General features: G+C 39.2%; 11 protein-coding genes. 10 read left to right on the forward strand and 1 reads right to left on the reverse strand.

What is annotated here, in order from left to right:
• Window positions 1–63 precede the first annotated feature (63 nt).
• On the reverse strand, window positions 64–837 hold the full coding sequence (locus AACU25_RS00705) for a DUF6816 family protein (protein WP_096583407.1): 774 nt from the start codon (window positions 835–837) through the stop codon (window positions 64–66).
• Window positions 838–1,501: 664 nt separating this feature from the next.
• Between AACU25_RS00705 and AACU25_RS00710 the strand changes: the two genes are divergently transcribed.
• The 10 genes from AACU25_RS00710 (at window position 1,502) to AACU25_RS00755 (ending at window position 18,133) form a co-directional block, all read left to right on the forward strand.
• A complete protein-coding gene (locus AACU25_RS00710) occupies window positions 1,502–2,026 on the forward strand; it encodes a GTP-binding protein (protein ID WP_096573455.1) in 525 nt (174 codons plus the stop codon).
• Between the two features lie 80 nt (window positions 2,027–2,106).
• Window positions 2,107–2,580, forward strand: a complete 474-nt coding sequence (locus AACU25_RS00715; protein ID WP_321206628.1) for a roadblock/LC7 domain-containing protein — start codon at window positions 2,107–2,109, stop codon at window positions 2,578–2,580.
• Window positions 2,581–2,744: 164 nt separating this feature from the next.
• On the forward strand, window positions 2,745–3,299 hold the full coding sequence (locus tag AACU25_RS00720; protein ID WP_096573457.1) for a protoglobin domain-containing protein: 555 nt from the start codon (window positions 2,745–2,747) through the stop codon (window positions 3,297–3,299).
• 406 nt (window positions 3,300–3,705) lie between these two features.
• Window positions 3,706–3,843, forward strand: a complete 138-nt coding sequence (locus AACU25_RS00725) for a hypothetical protein (RefSeq protein ID WP_190445687.1) — start codon at window positions 3,706–3,708, stop codon at window positions 3,841–3,843.
• 42 nt (window positions 3,844–3,885) lie between these two features.
• The gene (locus tag AACU25_RS00730; RefSeq protein ID WP_096573458.1) at window positions 3,886–4,074 is read left to right on the forward strand and encodes a hypothetical protein; all 189 of its coding nucleotides are present in this window, start codon (window positions 3,886–3,888) and stop codon (window positions 4,072–4,074) included.
• A 287-nt stretch (window positions 4,075–4,361) separates the two neighbouring features.
• Window positions 4,362–7,913, forward strand: a complete 3,552-nt coding sequence (locus AACU25_RS00735; protein ID WP_096573459.1) for a caspase family protein — start codon at window positions 4,362–4,364, stop codon at window positions 7,911–7,913.
• Window positions 7,914–8,013: 100 nt separating this feature from the next.
• The gene (locus tag AACU25_RS00740; RefSeq protein WP_096573460.1) at window positions 8,014–13,932 is read left to right on the forward strand and encodes an nSTAND1 domain-containing NTPase; all 5,919 of its coding nucleotides are present in this window, start codon (window positions 8,014–8,016) and stop codon (window positions 13,930–13,932) included.
• 245 nt (window positions 13,933–14,177) lie between these two features.
• Entirely contained in the window at window positions 14,178–14,888 is a 711-nt protein-coding gene (locus AACU25_RS00745; protein WP_096573461.1) for a response regulator transcription factor, read from the forward strand.
• 29 nt (window positions 14,889–14,917) lie between these two features.
• Window positions 14,918–16,804: a sensor histidine kinase gene (locus AACU25_RS00750; RefSeq protein ID WP_096573462.1), complete on the forward strand. Its 1,887-nt coding sequence runs from the start codon at window positions 14,918–14,920 to the stop codon at window positions 16,802–16,804.
• Window positions 16,805–17,404: 600 nt separating this feature from the next.
• Window positions 17,405–18,133, forward strand: a complete 729-nt coding sequence (locus tag AACU25_RS00755) for a DUF928 domain-containing protein (protein ID WP_321206627.1) — start codon at window positions 17,405–17,407, stop codon at window positions 18,131–18,133.
• The last annotated feature ends 53 nt before the right edge of the window (window positions 18,134–18,186 follow it).

The raw sequence follows: 18,186 nt of genomic DNA on the forward strand, positions 1-18,186 counted from the left end.
CATTTATGCTACAATGTAGTCAAGAGCAACATCACGAAATCATTCTTAAGGAATATTTAGTTATTAAATAGGAGAAAATTCTAGGCGATAACGGTAAAGAGCAACTGGCCTTGAGCCTGCAGTAAAGTAATCTGGATCTTGGGGTGATAAGTAAACAGCAGTTACTTGATCGGCTTCGATTGCTGGATTTGATGTAGAAAGTTTGTGATAGGAAGTTGTAGATTCTACAGAATTGAAATAAGGACGAGAACCACCTTTAAACAGTTGTTGAAAAACTTCTGTAGTGATGAATTTACCATCAGATGTAGTTTCTGTAGCGCGTGCTGTGACGATGGAAACTAGTTGCCGTTCTCCACGTAATAAAGTAATCTGACGATTTGGTGAATCTGGATCTACTTTTACTGATAATACTGCCGTATCACCTAAATAAGCTCGTGCCAAATTCAAGCTATTAAATGCTCTATCAGCTATAAAAGTTTTTGATTTACCATCATCTATCTGCGGAAGTATTTTTAATTGAGCAACAGGTAAATTTTCTTTAATAAATCTTACCAGAAAACTCACCGGCTGATTGAGTTGTTGGCGATTAGCTTCAAATCCAGGTGTAACAATATCTGGTGCTAAAGGTGCAACTAAATCCACCAATGTACTTGTAACTTGCCAAGAACCTCCCATCCATTCAGGATAAGCTAAATCCCCTACTGCTGGTTGCACAGAAGTTAATTTTTCCCATTGGGGAAAACTAGCTAGTCGTTGAGATAATTCCCCTGCAACAGCGTTTCCACTCCAGCCAAAGTACAAACAAGCAACCAAGCACAAACTCCAAATCGCCTTCATTTGTGAATCCAAACAAAATTTCTCTACAGAATAATTGTGTGGTATTTTGCTCGTTTCCAGGATTGCTAATTCAAAAACTCAGTAATTTGTAATTTGAGTTACATTGCTTAAATGCATATATTTGATGGAATTAGGATATAAATTTACATTTCTTGATTTTTTCACATATCTGAATCATGAAAAAGTTAGACGTGTCATCAAGCGACAACAATTGCTTAAGCTACATAAAAAGATATAAAAGCAGCTAAATACTGGTAATTACTGTTTATTCTTGCAAAGTAACTAAATACCGCAGAATATAGAGAATTAATGATGAGTATATTCATTATATATATAGGCAAAATAAGAAAATTTAATAGTTTAATGTTTGAAAAGGAAAATAATACTAGTGTAGAATCCGTTATTATACGGATATCAAAAATTTAGGGTGCAAATATCTGGTGCAATTGCTTTGTAAATTGCATCATTGAGGAAAAATATTTACTGACGTAATTCTCAAAGCAGAAGAAAACTACTGATGTACTCGCAGAGTATATTTGCATTCCTAAAATTCAGTGTGGGTAATGCTTGTTGCCTTACCTTCATAGAAAACAGATTTGCAATTATCTCAACTGTCCCAACGTTTCCTAGTAGCTAGGAAAGTAATATCCTTGCGGAGGTTTAAATGGAAATCCTACGCATTGCGATCGCAGGGAGCGTAGGTGCAGGGAAAACGAGCTTGATTCGCACTATTAGTGAAATTGAGGCCGTTGATACCGATAAAAACAGCACAGATGAATTAGCGCTACTGAAGACCAAAACTACGGTAGCGTTGGATTTTGGGCTGCTCACGCTAGTACCCAATCAAGTAGTTCACCTCTATGGCACACCAGGACAACCCAGATTTGATTTTATGTGGGATATCCTGATTCGCCAGGTTCAAGCTTGCATCCTACTTGTGGATGCTCATCGCCCAGAACATTTCCACTATGGGACTCAGATTCTCGATTTTGTTAACCAAAGGGTGCAGATTCCAATACTGATAGGGCTAACTCATACTGATTATCCCAGAACTGTAGAACCGGAAAAAATAGCGATCGCTTTAGGATTGCCAAATTTAAATCACCAACCACCTTTAATTGCTGTGAATCCTACTCAAAAAGCTTCAATTATAGAGGCTTTAAATCTCATCATCCCGAAAATAATTTAAACAACCATTTTGTAGTAAGCAGATGAGCATTGATGCATTTGGGAAATATTCTCAAGCTCCTCCCAAGAACATTTATCAGAATGTTTTTGATTGCAGATAAAACTGCCAAATTGTCAATAGATTCGCCAACAAATTTATTGGCAAATATTCAACCAGCTTTAGCAATAATCACTGAGGAAGAAAGCATGATTAATATTTCAATGTTACAAGAGGTTCTCCAAAACTTTGTTAGCGGAACATCTAACATTCAAGGTGCAGCTTTAGTTAGTCCTGATGGTTTAGCTTTAGCTTCTGTATTACCAGCAGAAATGGATGAAGACCGGACTGCTGCTATGTCAGCAGCAATGCTTTCTTTAGGCGAACGTATTGGTAGCGAATTAGTGCGGGGCACGATTGACCGGATTGTTGTTGAAGGGGAAAAAGGTTTTGGTATTGTAGTTAGCTGTGGCCCTGATGCAGTTTTATTGGTCTTAGCCAATGCTGCTGTCAAACAAGGCTTGTTATTTCTAGAAATTAAACGTGCCGTTGCTCAAATTGCACCTTTAATTAGCTAATTAACAGCCAAATATAGCTAATATTATGGTTTTTGGATGACATCCAAAAACCAAAACAAATTGCTGCGATAAATTTACGATTTCCAAAGTAAAACTAAATAATTTACTTTCTTTTGAATTGCCAGCCAACATTAATTTTTTGATTATTGTAGGAAAGCTGAACTATGACCTTAGATCCACATAAATTCTTCTCCATTTTAGAACGGCGTGTTGGCTTGACCCCTGAGGACAAAGAATTACTCAAATCGCAGGCAGATTGGGGTTTAGAAATAGCACCAAAGATGGCTGAATATTTCTATGATTACTTGGAACGCGATCCAGAAATGAGTGTGATTTTACATGATGGTAGTGGGCGCATACATCGCCTCCGGGAAACCTTTATTCAATGGTTTCACGAAATGTTTACAGGTATGGATAACTGGGGAGATGTTTACGCCGAAAGACGTTGGAAAATTGGTCTCATTCACGTCCGCATCGGTATTGGCCCACAACACGTTGTTCCTGCAATGGCGACTGTGATCTATGAAGTAGGTAAGCGTCTAACAAACGATGGTAAAAGCGCAGACCTCAAAGATGCTCTTGGTCGTATATGTATGATTGACTTAGCTTTTATTGAACAAGCTTATATAGAAGTATCTTCATCTGCAGTTTTGAAAGAAACAGGCTGGTCAGAAGGTTTGTTTAAGCGTTTGATTAGTACCGGTGCTAAAGCTATGTAATACCCTATCAAATAATGTTTGCTACACATCAATGATATTCTAGAGGGCACGGCAGTGCCCTTACAATCTGTCGCATTCTTTTTTCAAATTGGTATCAACAACTGAAATAAAGAAGATGTTGATAACAACTTATTTGCCCAATTCAGCAAAGATATTACCCACTTCTCCCATTTTGATAAAAATAAGTCAATCATGCTCTATCCTATCCCCAAAGAGTTGACTACGAATGGTTTTGAGGTTGGCTGGAATACACATCTGTCAGAAACAGATAAAGCGTTCATGGGGCAAATATATCCTGGGGTTACTAAGGGAAGAACGATAAGCTAATGGGTATTTAAGTTGCATGATCTGGGCAGGCAAGATGCCCGCCCCACAAGAGTTTGATTAAATTTAATATGCAAGTTAGATGTGTTTTAGCTTACTAGCTTCTGGTCAAACTTTACAGCCAGGGCAAAGTTTGCGATCGCCTAATCAGCTGCACAAACTGATTCTCCAAATAGATGGCAATGTTTTGCTTTACAATCGGTATTCTCAACCCCTGTAGGCAACTAATACTGGAGGATTAATTACGCCGGGTAAGTTGATCATGCAACCGGATGGAAATTTGGTTCTCTACAATACGAGCAATTATCCCCGGTGGGCATCGCAGACATTCGGTAACCCTGGAGCATTTTTCGATATTCAAGACGATGGTAATCTTGTAGTTTACTGCGCTGGTTCTCAAACTCAGACTGCGGATCATGCGTTAAGGGCATCCGCCAGTAATGATATGTGACGCATTCCCACGGATAAATCTGGGGGCTTTTATACCATTTCTCTAAATCCAGGCTACAGATAATTCTCCCCCTGCTCCCCTGCTTCTTCGGTAATCTCGCCTCTTCTGCTCTTTGCTTCATTGTCAAGCAGAAATATGCAAATAATTATGCATTAAATAGCCAGACTTAATAATCAAACATTCAGCATAATACAACACCAGGAAATCAATCAACACCTGCAAAAATTTGAGAAACTCTCAGGAATTTCTCAAAAAATAAATAAGTCTGTATTAAAAAGAGTAACAATATGGTTAGTAATTCAGCAAAAGTTGGTACCCGTAATTTATATGCTTTGCTTGTAGGTATCGATAATTATCCCCAGCCAATTAAGTCTCTCAAAGGTTGTGTAAACGACATTACAGCAATACAAGCCTATCTCAAAAACCAGATTGCTGGTGAATGGCAACTGAGAGAACCCAGAATTCTCACTAATGAGCAGGCTACTCGTGCGGCCATTATTGATGGTTTCCAAAATTATCTTTGTCAGGCTGGTAGTGAGGATATTGCTCTATTTTACTATTCAGGGCATGGAGGCCAAGAAAAGGCTCCAGAAGAATTCTGGCATTTAGAACCAGACCGTTTAGATGAAACTTTAGTATGCTACGACAGCCGTACCCCAGGGAATTACGATTTAGCTGATAAAGAACTTAGATATTTGCTGTTTCAAGTAGCCAAGAAAAATCCCCGTGTCATTGTGATTCTCGATTCCTGTCACTCAGGTTCGGGAACTCGAGATATCCCGCAAGGAGTACGTTTGGCTCCAGAAGATACAAGAGATCGCCCTTTATCTAGTTTTATTTTTGCTGAGGATGCAAGCTTTACAAATCTTCTATTAACTGCATCAGCAGTTAATAAGAAAAAGACAGGGTTAGAGTTGCCCAAGGGAAGACATATTCTATTGGCAGCTTGTCGAGATGACCAATATGCTAAAGAATATCAAGGAGATGATAATCAAACTAGAGGTGCTTTTTCTTACTTTTTTCTCAAAAGCTTAGAGCAAACTAATGGCAGTTTATCTTATTTAGATTTAGCTAGAAATATAGAAGCTTTAGTGAAGGGAAAATTCTCAGATCAAGTGCCTCAACTGGAAGCAACTAACCCAGAAGATTTAAAAGCATCCTTTTTAGGGGGCGCGATTCCCGAACGTCCTTTTTACTTCACTTTGCGCTACAATACTCGCCCTAACGAGCAGGGGTGGGAAATTGATGCTGGGGTAATTCACGGCATTCCCAAACCAGTTTCTGCTGATGAGACTACCCTATTAACTATATTCCCCGTCGGTATTACATCCGAACAGTTAAGCCAAGTGTTAAATGCTCCTGAAGCACGAGTGACTCAGGTATTAACCCAAAAAAGCAAAGTGGAAATTATCCAGGGTCAAGAGCGTTTGGACGAAAATAAAAGTTATTGGGCAGTCGTTACCAGTTTGCCTTTAAAACCTTTAAAGGTTTATATTCAGGGTAATTTAACAGAAGAAATAGGCATAGTCTTAGCAAAGAAAGCTTTAGAAAAGGCTAATTCTGGTCAAAATTCGCTCTACCTGAAGCAAGTTGAAAACCCCGCAGATGCTGATTTTAAGCTTGTAGCTCTCAACGGGCAATACTGGATTAATCAAGATGAACGACCTGTTGTCGCGCCTATTCCCAAACAACGCGGTTATAGCGAAAATGCTGCTAAAGAAGCAATTGAAGCTTTGGAAGCGATCGCGCGTTGGCACAATATTCTCAACTTGAAGAGTCCTCAAAGCAGCGAGATTAAAGCTAGCGATGTGGAGATGCAGATTCATCTGATTGGTTATGAAGGAAAAGATGGCGAGATTAAACCAGTTCAAGACTCAGATAAATCCCTAATCACAGATTCAGAACTGCGCCTAGAGTACAAGTATGAAGATGGGGAGTGGAGAAAGCCATTCATCCAAGTTAAACTACTCAATCACAGCAACCAGAAATTATATGCCAATGTCATCGATTTAGCAGAAGATTATTCTGTAGCAGTTCCTTTTTTTGATGAGAGAAGTAGTGTTGTGCTTCCAGCTCAAACAGCAGAGAGCGCAGGAATTGTTGAAGGATTTGATGATATTAGCTTCTCCATACCAGATGAGTTTTTAGAGCAAGGCATTACTGAATACAAAGATATTTTGAAGCTGATTGTGAGTAAGACTGATTTTAATGCCAGTTTACTAGAGCAAGAGGGACTCAAGCCTCCTATCAGAGGAACGCGAGGAACAGAATCCGAAAGCAGTCTCGACCGTTTAATGAATCGAGTTTATAGCCGTAATGCTGCTCGCGCTGGGAAAAAAATTGACGATTGGATTACCAAAGAAGTGGCAATTACTATTGTCAAGCCACGGGATGCTGAACAACTTCAACCAGGTAAAAGTGCAAAACTCCTGAATGGTTTGATTGAGGTGCAACCCCATCCTAGTTTGCAGGCACAAGTTACCCTAACCACTGTTTCCCAAACGACACGAGATATCGGTAATCTGATCGCTCCACCCATTCTGTGGGATGAACAAGGCGTGATTGAATCGTTTCAATTTACCAACAGTCGCGGTAGCAGTCCAGGGTTGAGTGGGGTGGAATTATTTGCAGTTAATGATGTCAACTCAGTCACCAAAGAAGCACCTCTAACTTTGCTGCTGAACCAAACCTTAGAAGAAGGAGAATATCTCTTACCTGTAAGCTATGATGGGGAATTTTTCTTGCCTCTTGGTGGTGGAGTCAACAAAGGAAAGCAAATAGAAATCAAGCTGGAACGCCTACCTCAACCGACTACAAGTAGCCGTAGTTTGATGGGTTCGATTAAAATTTTCTTTAAAAAGCTCCGCAGTCAAAAATTAGGAAATTCTTATGAATATCCTATCCTCGCTGCTGCTGAGGTGAAACAAACAGAAAATCAGACCGAGGTTATTTACGAAAAAGATCCACAAGCAGTAAAAAACCTAGTTGCTAATGCTCAGAAAATTGTCCTCTACATTCACGGTATTATCGGCGATACTGCAAGTATGGTTGGTAGTATTCAACAGGCAAAAGTAGAGCTAAACGGTCAACTACATCCGCTACGAGAAGCTTATGATTTAGTTTTAACTTTCGATTACGAAAATCTTGACACTACCATTGAAGAAAATGCGCGATCGCTCAAACAAAGATTGGAATCTGTGGGTTTAGGAGCGAATCACGGTAAACAATTACATATAGTTGCTCATTCAATGGGGGGATTGGTTTCTCGCTGGTTGATCGAAAGAGAAGGCGGAAATCAAATTGTTCAACATTTAGTAATGCTGGGAACTCCCAATGCTGGTTCTCCTTGGCCAGCAGTTCAAGATATGACTTTTACTCTTTTAGTGTGGGGTTTGAATCAACTCCCTGAGATAGTTTGGCCAGCAAAAGTTGTGGTTGATTTAGCAGCTAAATCACTAGAGTTTTTAGAAGCTCATGATAATGCACTCGACCAAATGCAACCTGACTCAGAATTTTTCCGTGCGATCGCTAATAACCCAGACCCTCAAGTTCCTTACACTATTATTGCTGGCGACAGGTCTCTGCCAACATTACAGTCTCCAGATCGCTTACGACGATTAATGGCAAAACTGTTGAATCCAGGCGTTAATCAGGTGGTTGATGATTTGGTGTTCGGGGGAGAACCTAACGATATTGCTGTTCGCTTAACCAGTATTAAAAGTGTAAGTGGCGATCGCACGCCGCAGCCAAAAGTTTTACCGAATGTTGCTTGCGATCATCTGACCTATTTCACCACCGCAGCGGGTTTAAAAGCATTGGCGGATGCTCTCCATCCATAGTTACAACAGCCCTTCTGATCCGCTTTGAATCGTCAGAAGGGCATCAAACATCAATAAAATTGCAAATTACTTCACTTTTTCTCCTAAAAAGGAGTATGTTGTGGCAAAGATTAACCGAAGTTTAGCGATCGTCATTGGCATTGACAAATATACCCATATTCCTACACTCAAGAATGCTGTTGCTGACGCTCAAGAAATAGCTAGTGTACTTCAAAAAAACTATGGCTATGAGGTCTTACTTTTACTCAATCAAAGAGCAACTAAAGAAAAACTGGATCAACTTGTAAGCAATCTTAAAAATAAGATTATTGAGTTCGATAGTCAATCAATTCAAGTTAAACCGACCGACCGTGTTTTATTCTACTTTGCTGGTCACGGATTTGCTGAGGAAGCACAAGATAGCGAAGATGGTAGACCGGCTGGTTATTTTATGCCTCAAGATGCAGATGATGGTAATTCCAATACCTGGCTATCCATGCAGAAGCTATATGCAGCTTTCTCTTCCTTAGACTGCCATCATTTATTAATGATTCTAGACTGCTGCTTTGCTGGCAGAATTTCTTGGGTTGGCAAAGGCAGAAATGCAGCACGCTCCCGTAAATTGTATCAACAAAGTTATGAGCATTTTATTAAACATCAAACTCAGCAAATCATCACTTCTGCCGCCTATGACGAGAAGGCACAAGATTCATTTCGTTTTGGACAAAGGGGAGATATTCATGGACATTCACCCTTCGCTTATTTACTGTTAAAAATCCTCCAAGGTAATTCTGATGGAGGTAAAGATAAATTCATTGAGGCAATTCTTGAAGACAAAGTAATTACTGTTCATGAGCTATTTACCTATCTCCAAAATCAACTGGGAAAAATCGCCCAAGGACAAACACCTGCTCTTTCTCAGCCTCGAAAATATGATCAAAAAACAGGTGAATATGTTTTCCTCAAGGGGGAATACCTCTTTCCACTTCACAACTTTAATCTCCAAGACTTAATACCCCTGAAGTTGGATGAAAATACTAATCCCTATAAAGGTTTAGCCTCATTTGAAAAAGAAGATAGTCAGTTATTTTTTGGCAGAAAACGGTTGATTGAAGAGCCAAAAGCAGGTTTGCACACAAAAGTGAGTAACCATCCGCTTACAGTAGTTTTAGGCACTTCTGGCTCAGGTAAATCTAGCTTAGTCAAAGCTGGTTTAATTCCGGCTTTAAAATTAGCAGAAGCATCTGGTCAGCAGCAATGGGTAATTCTTGATCCCATGCGACCTGGTGAGTCGCCATTAAATGCTTTGAACAAGATATTGCCGCAGTCAGGGTCAGCTTCTTTTACTATTCTGAATTTAAATTATCAAGAAAAAAGCAAGGTTATCTATAATAAAATTAACGATTTAATTACTAATAACTCTCAATTGTTATTAGTAGTTGATCAAGCTGAAGAATTATTTACTCTTTGTCAAAATCAAGAAGAACGTACAGATTTTATTAATCTATTGGCTCAGTTATTAAATAATTATCAACAACAGTTACGCATAGTATTAACTTTACGCTCGGAATTTGAACCTCAAATCAGAGATGCCATAAATGAAACCCACTGGCAAAAGCTTTGGAAAGATGGGAGGTTTATTGTAACTCCGATGAACAGGGAAGAGTTACAACAAGTAATCGAAGAACCTGCTGCCCAACGAGCATTATTTTTTGAATCTCCGAAGTTAGTCAACGATTTGATTGACGAAGTTGTCCAAATGCCAGGTGCTTTGCCCTTACTTTCTTTCACTTTGAGTGAGCTTTATTTAAAGTATCTCAAAGCGGAAGAAAATCTCGAAAGGAATGACCGAACAATTACTGAAGCAGATTATCAAGATATAGGTGGAGTTACACGCTCTTTAACCCAAACTGCTGATAAAACCTATGACAAGTTAGTGCAAGAACAAGTTGACGAGCAAACTAAAAAAGCTTATGAGTTAACTATTCGTGATGTTATGCTGCGAATGGTGGCTATTAGTGGTGGTGAACTAGCTCGCAGAAGAGTATTAACATCTGAACTGGAGTATCCAGAACCAAAAAACGAACAAGCAAAAAAAGTAATCGATCGTTTTATAGAAGCGCGTTTGCTTGTTAAAGGAGTGGATGCAGAAGGTCAAAAATATGTAGAAGGTCAAGAATATGTAGAAGGTCAAAAATATGTAGAACCTGTTCATGATGCTTTGATCATAGGATGGGCGAAGATTAAGTATTGGCTGGATGAGAAGCAAGAGATCGTCAAACAAAAAAGTGGGTGGAATCCAATCAAGAATTTGTTGATTGCTAGTAAAATCCCTCTGCCTTTAACATCGAAAAAAAATAGTGGTAAAAGCGATCGCCCTGAGGCTGAAAAGCAATTAAAAGTCAATCTTCCTTTACAAAGAGAAGTTAATACTTCTGCTAACAATTGGCGTAGCAAAAAAAACACTGACGGGAATAGAAAAGCTGTTGGTTTTTTTTGGAATGCTGATCCACGTCTTGATTTACTAAAACAGGTACTCAATTCGGAAAACAACTGGCTTAACAAAGTAGAAGCGGAGTTTGTACAGCGCAGTGTCGAGCGAAAAGTCTTTAATACTCGTCGAAATTGGAGCATTGCGATCGCAGTTATGCTGGGGTTAGGTACAGGTTTAGTATTTTCTTTGATAGGACAGAGAAATGCACTGATAGGTCAAATCAAAGCTACTGGACAATCTGCAGAATCGAACTTACCAAACCAAGAGTTAAATGCTTTACTTGAGAGCTTACGAGCAGGAAAATCTCTTAAAGATTGGCCTGGATACTTATCCTTATTCAAGCCAGAAAGTAAGCTACCGTTTTTAAAACCAGACAGTGAGCTTCAACTGCAAGTGTTACAAACTTTACGAAAGATATTCTATGTAGCTAAAGAACGTAACCGCGTAGAAGTGCCTCCAGACTTTAAGAAGATGTTTTTTACGCCTGATGGTACGTTACTAATTGCTACAGCAGGAAATGATGGTATTGTCCACTTACAAAACTTGAAGGGAGAAAAACTACCCAAAGTATTTTCAGGGCATAAAGATGAAGTAAAACTTGATGTTGATCGGGATGGTCGGTCATTAGCAACTATTGATCAACAAGGAACTGTTCGCCTGTGGAACTTAGAAGGCAAGCTGGAAGAGCCACCAAAGCTTGTAGCCTCTATCCCACAGTCTTCTTATTCCAATGTATATGAACGTGGAATTATTTTCAGCCCTGACGGTAAGAAGCTTGTAGCTTATGTAAATGGGGAGCTTAAGAGCGATACAAGTCTCCCACATACTGTCTATCTGTGGGACTTATCAGGAAATGAACCGAAGCTATTGAAAAAGGATCAACGCATTTTCAGTAGTATTAGCTTTAATACAAAAAACCAGCTAATTGTAGCTACCGACGAATCTAACGATACTCTCCGCTTGTCAAACTTTATGTCTGGAGAAAAGGTGGCGGAGTTCAAAGAATTTTCTGGAACCTTATTTGGCAATCTCGTTTTTAGCCCTGATGGTACAAACTTGGCAGCATATTTGGGAGCAGACTTGAGTACTGCCTACTTTGGAAGTTTAGATGATAAATCGTGGCGTGAGTTTAAACCTATAAACAGAGCTTCAAGTATTATTTTTAATGCCCGTGGTGATCTGATTATTGGTCAAGAGGGTGATGGTATTATCGGTGTTTATAATCCATCTTTGATTAAAGACAGTTTTTCAAACGGCTTGAAATTTGAACTGAAAGGGCATCAAGGTAGTATTCGTGAAGTTATTTCTAGCTCAAACGGCAGCAAATTTGCTAGTCGAGGTAATGATAATACCATTCGCTTGTGGGAAATAAATAACAAGCCAGTGGCAGAGTTAAGCAAAATTCCGAACTTAATAAGTATAAGCATCAGTCCCGATGGTAAGCAATTAGCTGTTGTAGAAAGTGATGGCACTGTCCGTCTGTTGGATTTGAATGCTAAGGAGTTGAAGCGATTTGTAGATTTTCAAGGCATAATTAGCCAACTCATTTTTAGCCCTGATGGTCAGCAATTGGCTGCGGTGGGTAAAGATAATAGGATTCGTCTATTGGATCTGAATGAGAAGGATTTGTATAAATCCCCAACTTTTGAAAAAACAATTAGCCAGTTTATTTTTCGTCCTGATGGTCAGCAATTGGCTGTCGTGGAGAATGATGGTACTATCCATCTGTTGAATTTGAACAATAAAACTTGGAAAACCTTACCCGACAAGGTAAGTCCTAAACATGATGGAACTAGCCGTATCGCTTTTGGCTCGGATGGTAAGCTGTTGGTGGTTAATTCACCATCTACTGACTCTAACCCAGCAGATGCAAACGATATAACTCTAAGTGAACTGAAGGCTGCGAAAGGGAAGGAATTAGTTAAGTTTAAAGGTGCGGTGAGAACCTTCAATAGTATCGGTCTTAATACTCAAGGTAACTTATTCGCTAGTGCGGATATGGTAGATGACAGCAATCCTATCCCTGATATCCATATATGGGATATGTCGGGAAGGCTATTGACTACTTTCAAAGATCAGCGTCAAGGCAAAATCACTAATATAAGTCTTAGTGCTGATGGCAACTTAATGGCTACTCTTGGCAAGGATGGCACTGCAAAGTTGTGGCGGATAGGAGGACTCGATGAACTCATAGAACAAGGTTGTAATTGGGTAAGTGATTATCTAGCCACCCTTGATGAGAACAACAGCGATCGCAAGTTATGCGAAGGTATTAGTGAGCCGGAAAAGCATGGGGAAATCAGCATGGGTGATAAAACCCTAGTGCCAACCCTCACGAGTTTTAACAAACAAGCTGGTGTAGAGGCGATCAGCAATGGTGATTTTGATACAACTATCAAACACTTGCAAGCTTACCTTAAAAATACCCCTAACGATCCAGAAGCCTTAATTTACTTAAATAATGCCCGAATTAAGACTCAAAAATCCTACACTATTGCCATATCAGCTCCCATTGGTAGTGATGTGAATGGTGCTTTAGAAATGTTGCGTGGAGTTGCTCAAGCTCAAAATGAAATTAACCAAGCAGGAGGTATTAATAAAGTACCGTTGCGAGTGTTAATCGCTGATGATGACAACAAAGCCGATACAGCCAAGAAAATTGCCGAAGAATTAGTCAAAAATCCTGACGTAATCGGAGTTGTCGGACACTACGCTAGTGATGTCTCCTTAGCAGCAGGGGAAGTTTATCAAGCCGGAAAACTGACGGCGATTTCCCCTGTCAGTACCTCCGTTAAGTTGACAGGTTTTGGTAATTACATCTTTCGCACTGTTCCCAGCGATTCTGTAGCAGCAAAAGCATTAGCAGACTATATGCGATCAAAGTTAGGGAAGAAGAATGCAGCTGTATTCTATAACTCCAAAAGTGACTATAGCGAATCTCTCAAGTTGGAGTTTGTAAAATTTCTTTCTCAAGAAGGAGGACAGGTATCAAAGGATTTAGTGTTTAACTTATCCGATCCCAATTTTAATGCGGCTCAAAGTGTAGAAAAGTCTATAGAGAACGGTGCTGAAGTTTTAGTATTACTGCCAAATTCTGAGAAACTAGATGATACCATGCAAGTCGTGAAAGCAAACAATCAGCGACTTCCGATTTTGGGTGGTGATGATGTTTATGCACCAAAAACATTACAAATTGGTGCAGCAGATGCAAATGGCATGATTGTTGCAGTTCCTTGGCACATTCTCGCCTCTGACCCCAATTTTCGAGCCACCTCCAGACGGCGTTGGAAAGCAGATGTTAACTGGCGGACTGCCATGTCTTACGATGCTACCATAGCCTTAATTACTGCTCTTCAACAAAACCCCACCCGTGAAGGATTAGCTCAAACCCTTCGTTCACAAGATTTTGTAGCGAAAGGTGCAACAGGGGAGGTTAAGTTTGATGCAAAGGGCGATCGCAGCAATCGGGGAATCCAACTTGTCAAGATTCAAGCTAATCCCCAATCTCGCTCTAAATATGGCTATGATTTTGAGCCTGTACCTTAGTAAGGTTAATGTATGGTGTGAAAGTGCGATCGCTTGCCAACAGATTTACTATGCCTGGTTGCGAAGTGCGAACAACTTACGTCGTGCAAGCCTCGCTCTTTTTGTGACAATGTACAACAGCCCTGTATTAGATTTGCACTTTTGTGCATAGATTAAAATTTTATCTCCAATTAAAATCAGCACATACTTCAATATTTGTATTCTTAAACTAAAAACTTCACCTTATTTAACAGGGTTAGAATTTAATGTCAGTAGTAAGCTTAGAAAAACATCAACTTTTTGGGCATTTACCAGTGGAAAAAAAGCTGAATATTTTGGTTGTCGATGACCATCAATTAATTTTGACTGGGACTTTTGATGTATTAAGTAGACAGTATCCAGAAGCGAATATACTGAAGGCGCAGACAGCCAAAGAGACACTAACTTTACTTCAATCTCAACAGTTTGACTTAATAATGATGGATTTGTCGATTCCCAGTCAGCAAGGGGAAACAGCAGAAATTGATACGGGAATTAAGCTATTGCAAACTTTGCTTAAGGAATATCCAAATCGCAATTTCATGGTGCAAACTAGTTACGTCAAGGCGCTAATCCGGATTAAACACGAGATTGATAATCATCAAGCAGGGTTTGCGATCGCAGATAAAGGATTACCGGAAGCCCAAATGCTGATGCGGGTTAATTTAGCACTTCAAGGTGGCACTCACACCAAAGACATCAAAACAGGTATCGAACTCAAACCCGAATGGTTGGAGGTGTTGCGGTTGGCTTTTGAAGAGAGTTTGACAGATAAAGCGATCGCCGAGCGAATGTATAAATCAGAACGAGCAGTACGCACTTACTGGACGAAAATTCAGGATGTGTTGGGAGTGTATCCCGAAGACTGCAAACAAAGCGGTAAGAATATGCGAATCCAAACCGAAGTTCGTGCCCGTGAAGAAGGTTTAATTGATTAATTATGATGGATGATTAAACCGGAAACAAGATGCAAAGGAGAATCTGGAATCGCATTCGCCAAGAATTGGGATTGTGGTCGCAGGCTGCACCGCCTGGGATAATGGTGCTGGTTGTAGTGATATTGATCCGGATCGCTGGAGGAATGCAATCTTTAGAATGGATGCTTCTTGATACTATGTTACGTCTGCGTCCGATAGAAAAAATCGATGACCGTGTCGTAATTGTAGGTATTGATGAACAAGATATTCAATGGGTTGGACAATATCCGGTTCCAGATGAAAAAATTGCCGAATTACTGACTAAACTGGAAACCTATCAACCATTAGCAATTGGATTAGATATCTTTAAAAACGTTCCTGTAGAACCTGGTGGTGAACAACTCCAACAGGTATTACAGAAAAATCGCAATATTATTGGAATTGAAAAAATATTATCACCAGGAGAAACTCCCCCACCCCAAAATTTGCCACCCGACCAAATTGGATTTGTTGATTTAGCGAATGATGAAGATGGCAAAAATCGCCGTTATTTACTGTATACATCGAATCCTAAAAACTTAACAGAGGATAAATATTCTCTAGCACTAACTTTAATTATCAAGTACTTTAAAAAAAAGGGAATTAATATAAACTCTGGTATAAATGATCCGAATACAATCATGTTTAATCGGGTCGAATTACCCCGCATTACTAAGAATTTTGGTGGATACGTCAATGTTGATGATGGCGGATTGTCAATTTTAATGAACTTCCGCAATAATTCTCAGCCTTTTATTGTTGTATCGCTACAAGATGTTCTCAATAATAAAGTTGATGAGAATTTGTTGCGCGATCGCATTGTGTTGGTTGGCAATCGCAATATGAGCGCAGGTGATTTATTTTATACCTCTGCTGTGCAAAAATTAGAATTAAGAGGTGTAATTTACGGCATTGACTATCACGCTCATGTCATCAGCCAAGTCTTGAGTACTATAATCGATGGTCGCCCCATGTTGCACAGTTGGGTTGATATAGGAGAGTACTCATGGATATTCATTTGGGGTTTTCTGCCGATGGTGATTGGCAGGCTGACTCAATCTGTGTGGGAAAATCTACTGAGTGTTGCTGTAGCTGTACTTTGTCTGTTTGGCTGCGGGTATGTAATGTTATGGGTGTGGGGGATCTGGATTCCTATAGCACCTAATTTGCTGATATTAGCGTTGAATGGTCTTGGTTTGAGTGCTTTTGCGTTTTACCAACATGATCGATTCTTGCGATCGCAAATTAGCGAACGTCAAAATACAATCCACCATACTTTCACCATAATTCATAATGGCCCTTTGCAAACTCTCGCCTATGGATTAAAACATCTGCGCGCTCAAGATATTCCCTACGAACAATTAGTTGGACAATTTGAAAAGCTGGATCGAGAAATTCGCGAAATTGGTGAATTTCTGAAACTTGAAGCATTAACAAAAGAAGAAAGTTTACGTTTGGGTAGCGGATTAATACTGGAATTAAACCGACCGCTTCACGATTTATTATATGAAGTTTATTCTAGTACTTTAGAACGTCAAGATTTTGAAAATTTTAAAACTTTAAAAGTTAAAATCCGCAATTTTGAGCCGATGGATGACAAGTATTTAACTCAAGAAGAGAAGCGGAGAATATGTCTATTCTTAGAAGAAGCTTTATGTAATGTTGGTAAACACGCTCAAGGAGTCAAGCGCGTTCAAGCATCGGGTATATATAGTGTGAATAAATATAAGTTGTCGGTCAAAGATAATGGTTCCGGAATTCAATCAAAGTCAGAAAGTAAAGGTACCAGAAATTCTAAAATCTTAGCCAAACAATTAGGCGGTGAGTTTCGGAGGGAATCGCTTTCTCCTCGCGGAACTATCTGCGAACTTAGTTGGACTCCTATGAGAAGATTTTAAATTTGAGATTTTATATCAATATAAATATTTTAAATATCACTTTAAAAAACTATAGCAATAATAAATATTTGTGAAATATTACAAAAAGTGCATTATTTGTTAAATTCTAACATTTCACAAATGAAATAGCATTGCTATATTTTTGTGTTTCAAAATTTGATTGTAAAAATAAATACTATAAATCAAAGCATTCTAATCTGCCGATGCTGTCCTAACCTAACCAGCAATATATAACAATCGAATACTACTCGGTTAAGGATTTTCAACTCGGAATTTGGCTTGGATAAAAGGTCAAAGGGTAGGAGTTAAAGGTTTTTTCTTGCCCCTTTTCCCCTTAACCGACAAGTGTTGTAAAAATTACTCATTCAGCCAGTGAAATCTCCACAGGGGACAGGAAAAAATCAAGTACGAATGTACTGATTATGTATAGCATTCAAAAGAATAATCACTAGATTTCAATCAAATATTCGATTGCATGAGAATTTTTTCCGAAAAATGTAAAAATCTATCTGTAGTGACTAAACAGCCCTGATTTTAGTTTTTTTCGCGTATTCTATTGCGTTTGCACTGTTAGATAACTATAAAATCAACAACAGCACTATGAGATATCATCATTGGCGAAATAGCCGCAGACTTACAAGCTTAGTTGTGGGAGTGCTTTTCTTGATGACGACATTCCCCGCATTTGCAGAGTTTAAGCCACGCGATCGCAAACCAGCTAGCGGTAATAGTCGTGCAGGTGGTTCACGTGGATGTTCAAATAATGCTCTAACGCAGCTTGCACCGCAGACATTTATTGGGAAAACTGCTTCTACACGTCCAATCTTTGTTTGGTATATGTTAATTTCCCAAAATGTGCAATTCCGACTGTTTGAATTTGATTCAGCAAAAAGTGTCAAACAAATCGGTAAAGTTCAAGAAATACCTACAATAGTGGGAATTAATCAGCTAAAACTTCCCCTAAATTACTCTGAACTCATAGTAGGTAAAACCTATTTATGGCAAATTGCCATTAACTGCAATAATAACACAATTATTAACCATGCAGAATTTACTGTCATTAACTCTCAATCACTTCCTCAGAAAAAATTTACTAGCATTCCAGAAAGTGTAAATTATTATGCTGTAAATGAACTGTGGTATGAAGCACTAGCAGCAGCATTGAAAGTTAGCGATCACGGTAAATTGGGGCCATTAGGGGCACAATTAGTTAAAGAGCTAGCAGAGTCAGAAATGCCAATGAATAGCGACAGTGAAATCAATAGAAAAAATATTCAGCAACGAATTGAATACCTCGAGAAAATCGCTAGCGAAAAAACAGAGAATTAGTAACGCTGCGCGGAAGTCAAAAATTGCAGAGACGCGATTAATCGCGTCTTTGA

The organism is Tolypothrix tenuis PCC 7101, assembly GCF_963874875.1.
Classification (GTDB): domain Bacteria; phylum Cyanobacteriota; class Cyanobacteriia; order Cyanobacteriales; family Nostocaceae; genus Aulosira; species Aulosira tenue.

Coding starts and splice junctions, on each gene's coding strand:
- AACU25_RS00705 (WP_096583407.1), bottom strand. CDS start 837: ATGAAGGCGATTTGGAGTTTGTGCTTGGTTGCTTGTTTGTACTTTGGC.
- AACU25_RS00710 (WP_096573455.1), top strand. CDS start 1,502: ATGGAAATCCTACGCATTGCGATCGCAGGGAGCGTAGGTGCAGGGAAA.
- AACU25_RS00715 (WP_321206628.1), top strand. CDS start 2,107: ATGTTTTTGATTGCAGATAAAACTGCCAAATTGTCAATAGATTCGCCA.
- AACU25_RS00720 (WP_096573457.1), top strand. CDS start 2,745: ATGACCTTAGATCCACATAAATTCTTCTCCATTTTAGAACGGCGTGTT.
- AACU25_RS00725 (WP_190445687.1), top strand. CDS start 3,706: ATGTGTTTTAGCTTACTAGCTTCTGGTCAAACTTTACAGCCAGGGCAA.
- AACU25_RS00730 (WP_096573458.1), top strand. CDS start 3,886: ATGCAACCGGATGGAAATTTGGTTCTCTACAATACGAGCAATTATCCC.
- AACU25_RS00735 (WP_096573459.1), top strand. CDS start 4,362: ATGGTTAGTAATTCAGCAAAAGTTGGTACCCGTAATTTATATGCTTTG.
- AACU25_RS00745 (WP_096573461.1), top strand. CDS start 14,178: ATGTCAGTAGTAAGCTTAGAAAAACATCAACTTTTTGGGCATTTACCA.
- AACU25_RS00750 (WP_096573462.1), top strand. CDS start 14,918: ATGCAAAGGAGAATCTGGAATCGCATTCGCCAAGAATTGGGATTGTGG.
- AACU25_RS00755 (WP_321206627.1), top strand. CDS start 17,405: ATGAGATATCATCATTGGCGAAATAGCCGCAGACTTACAAGCTTAGTT.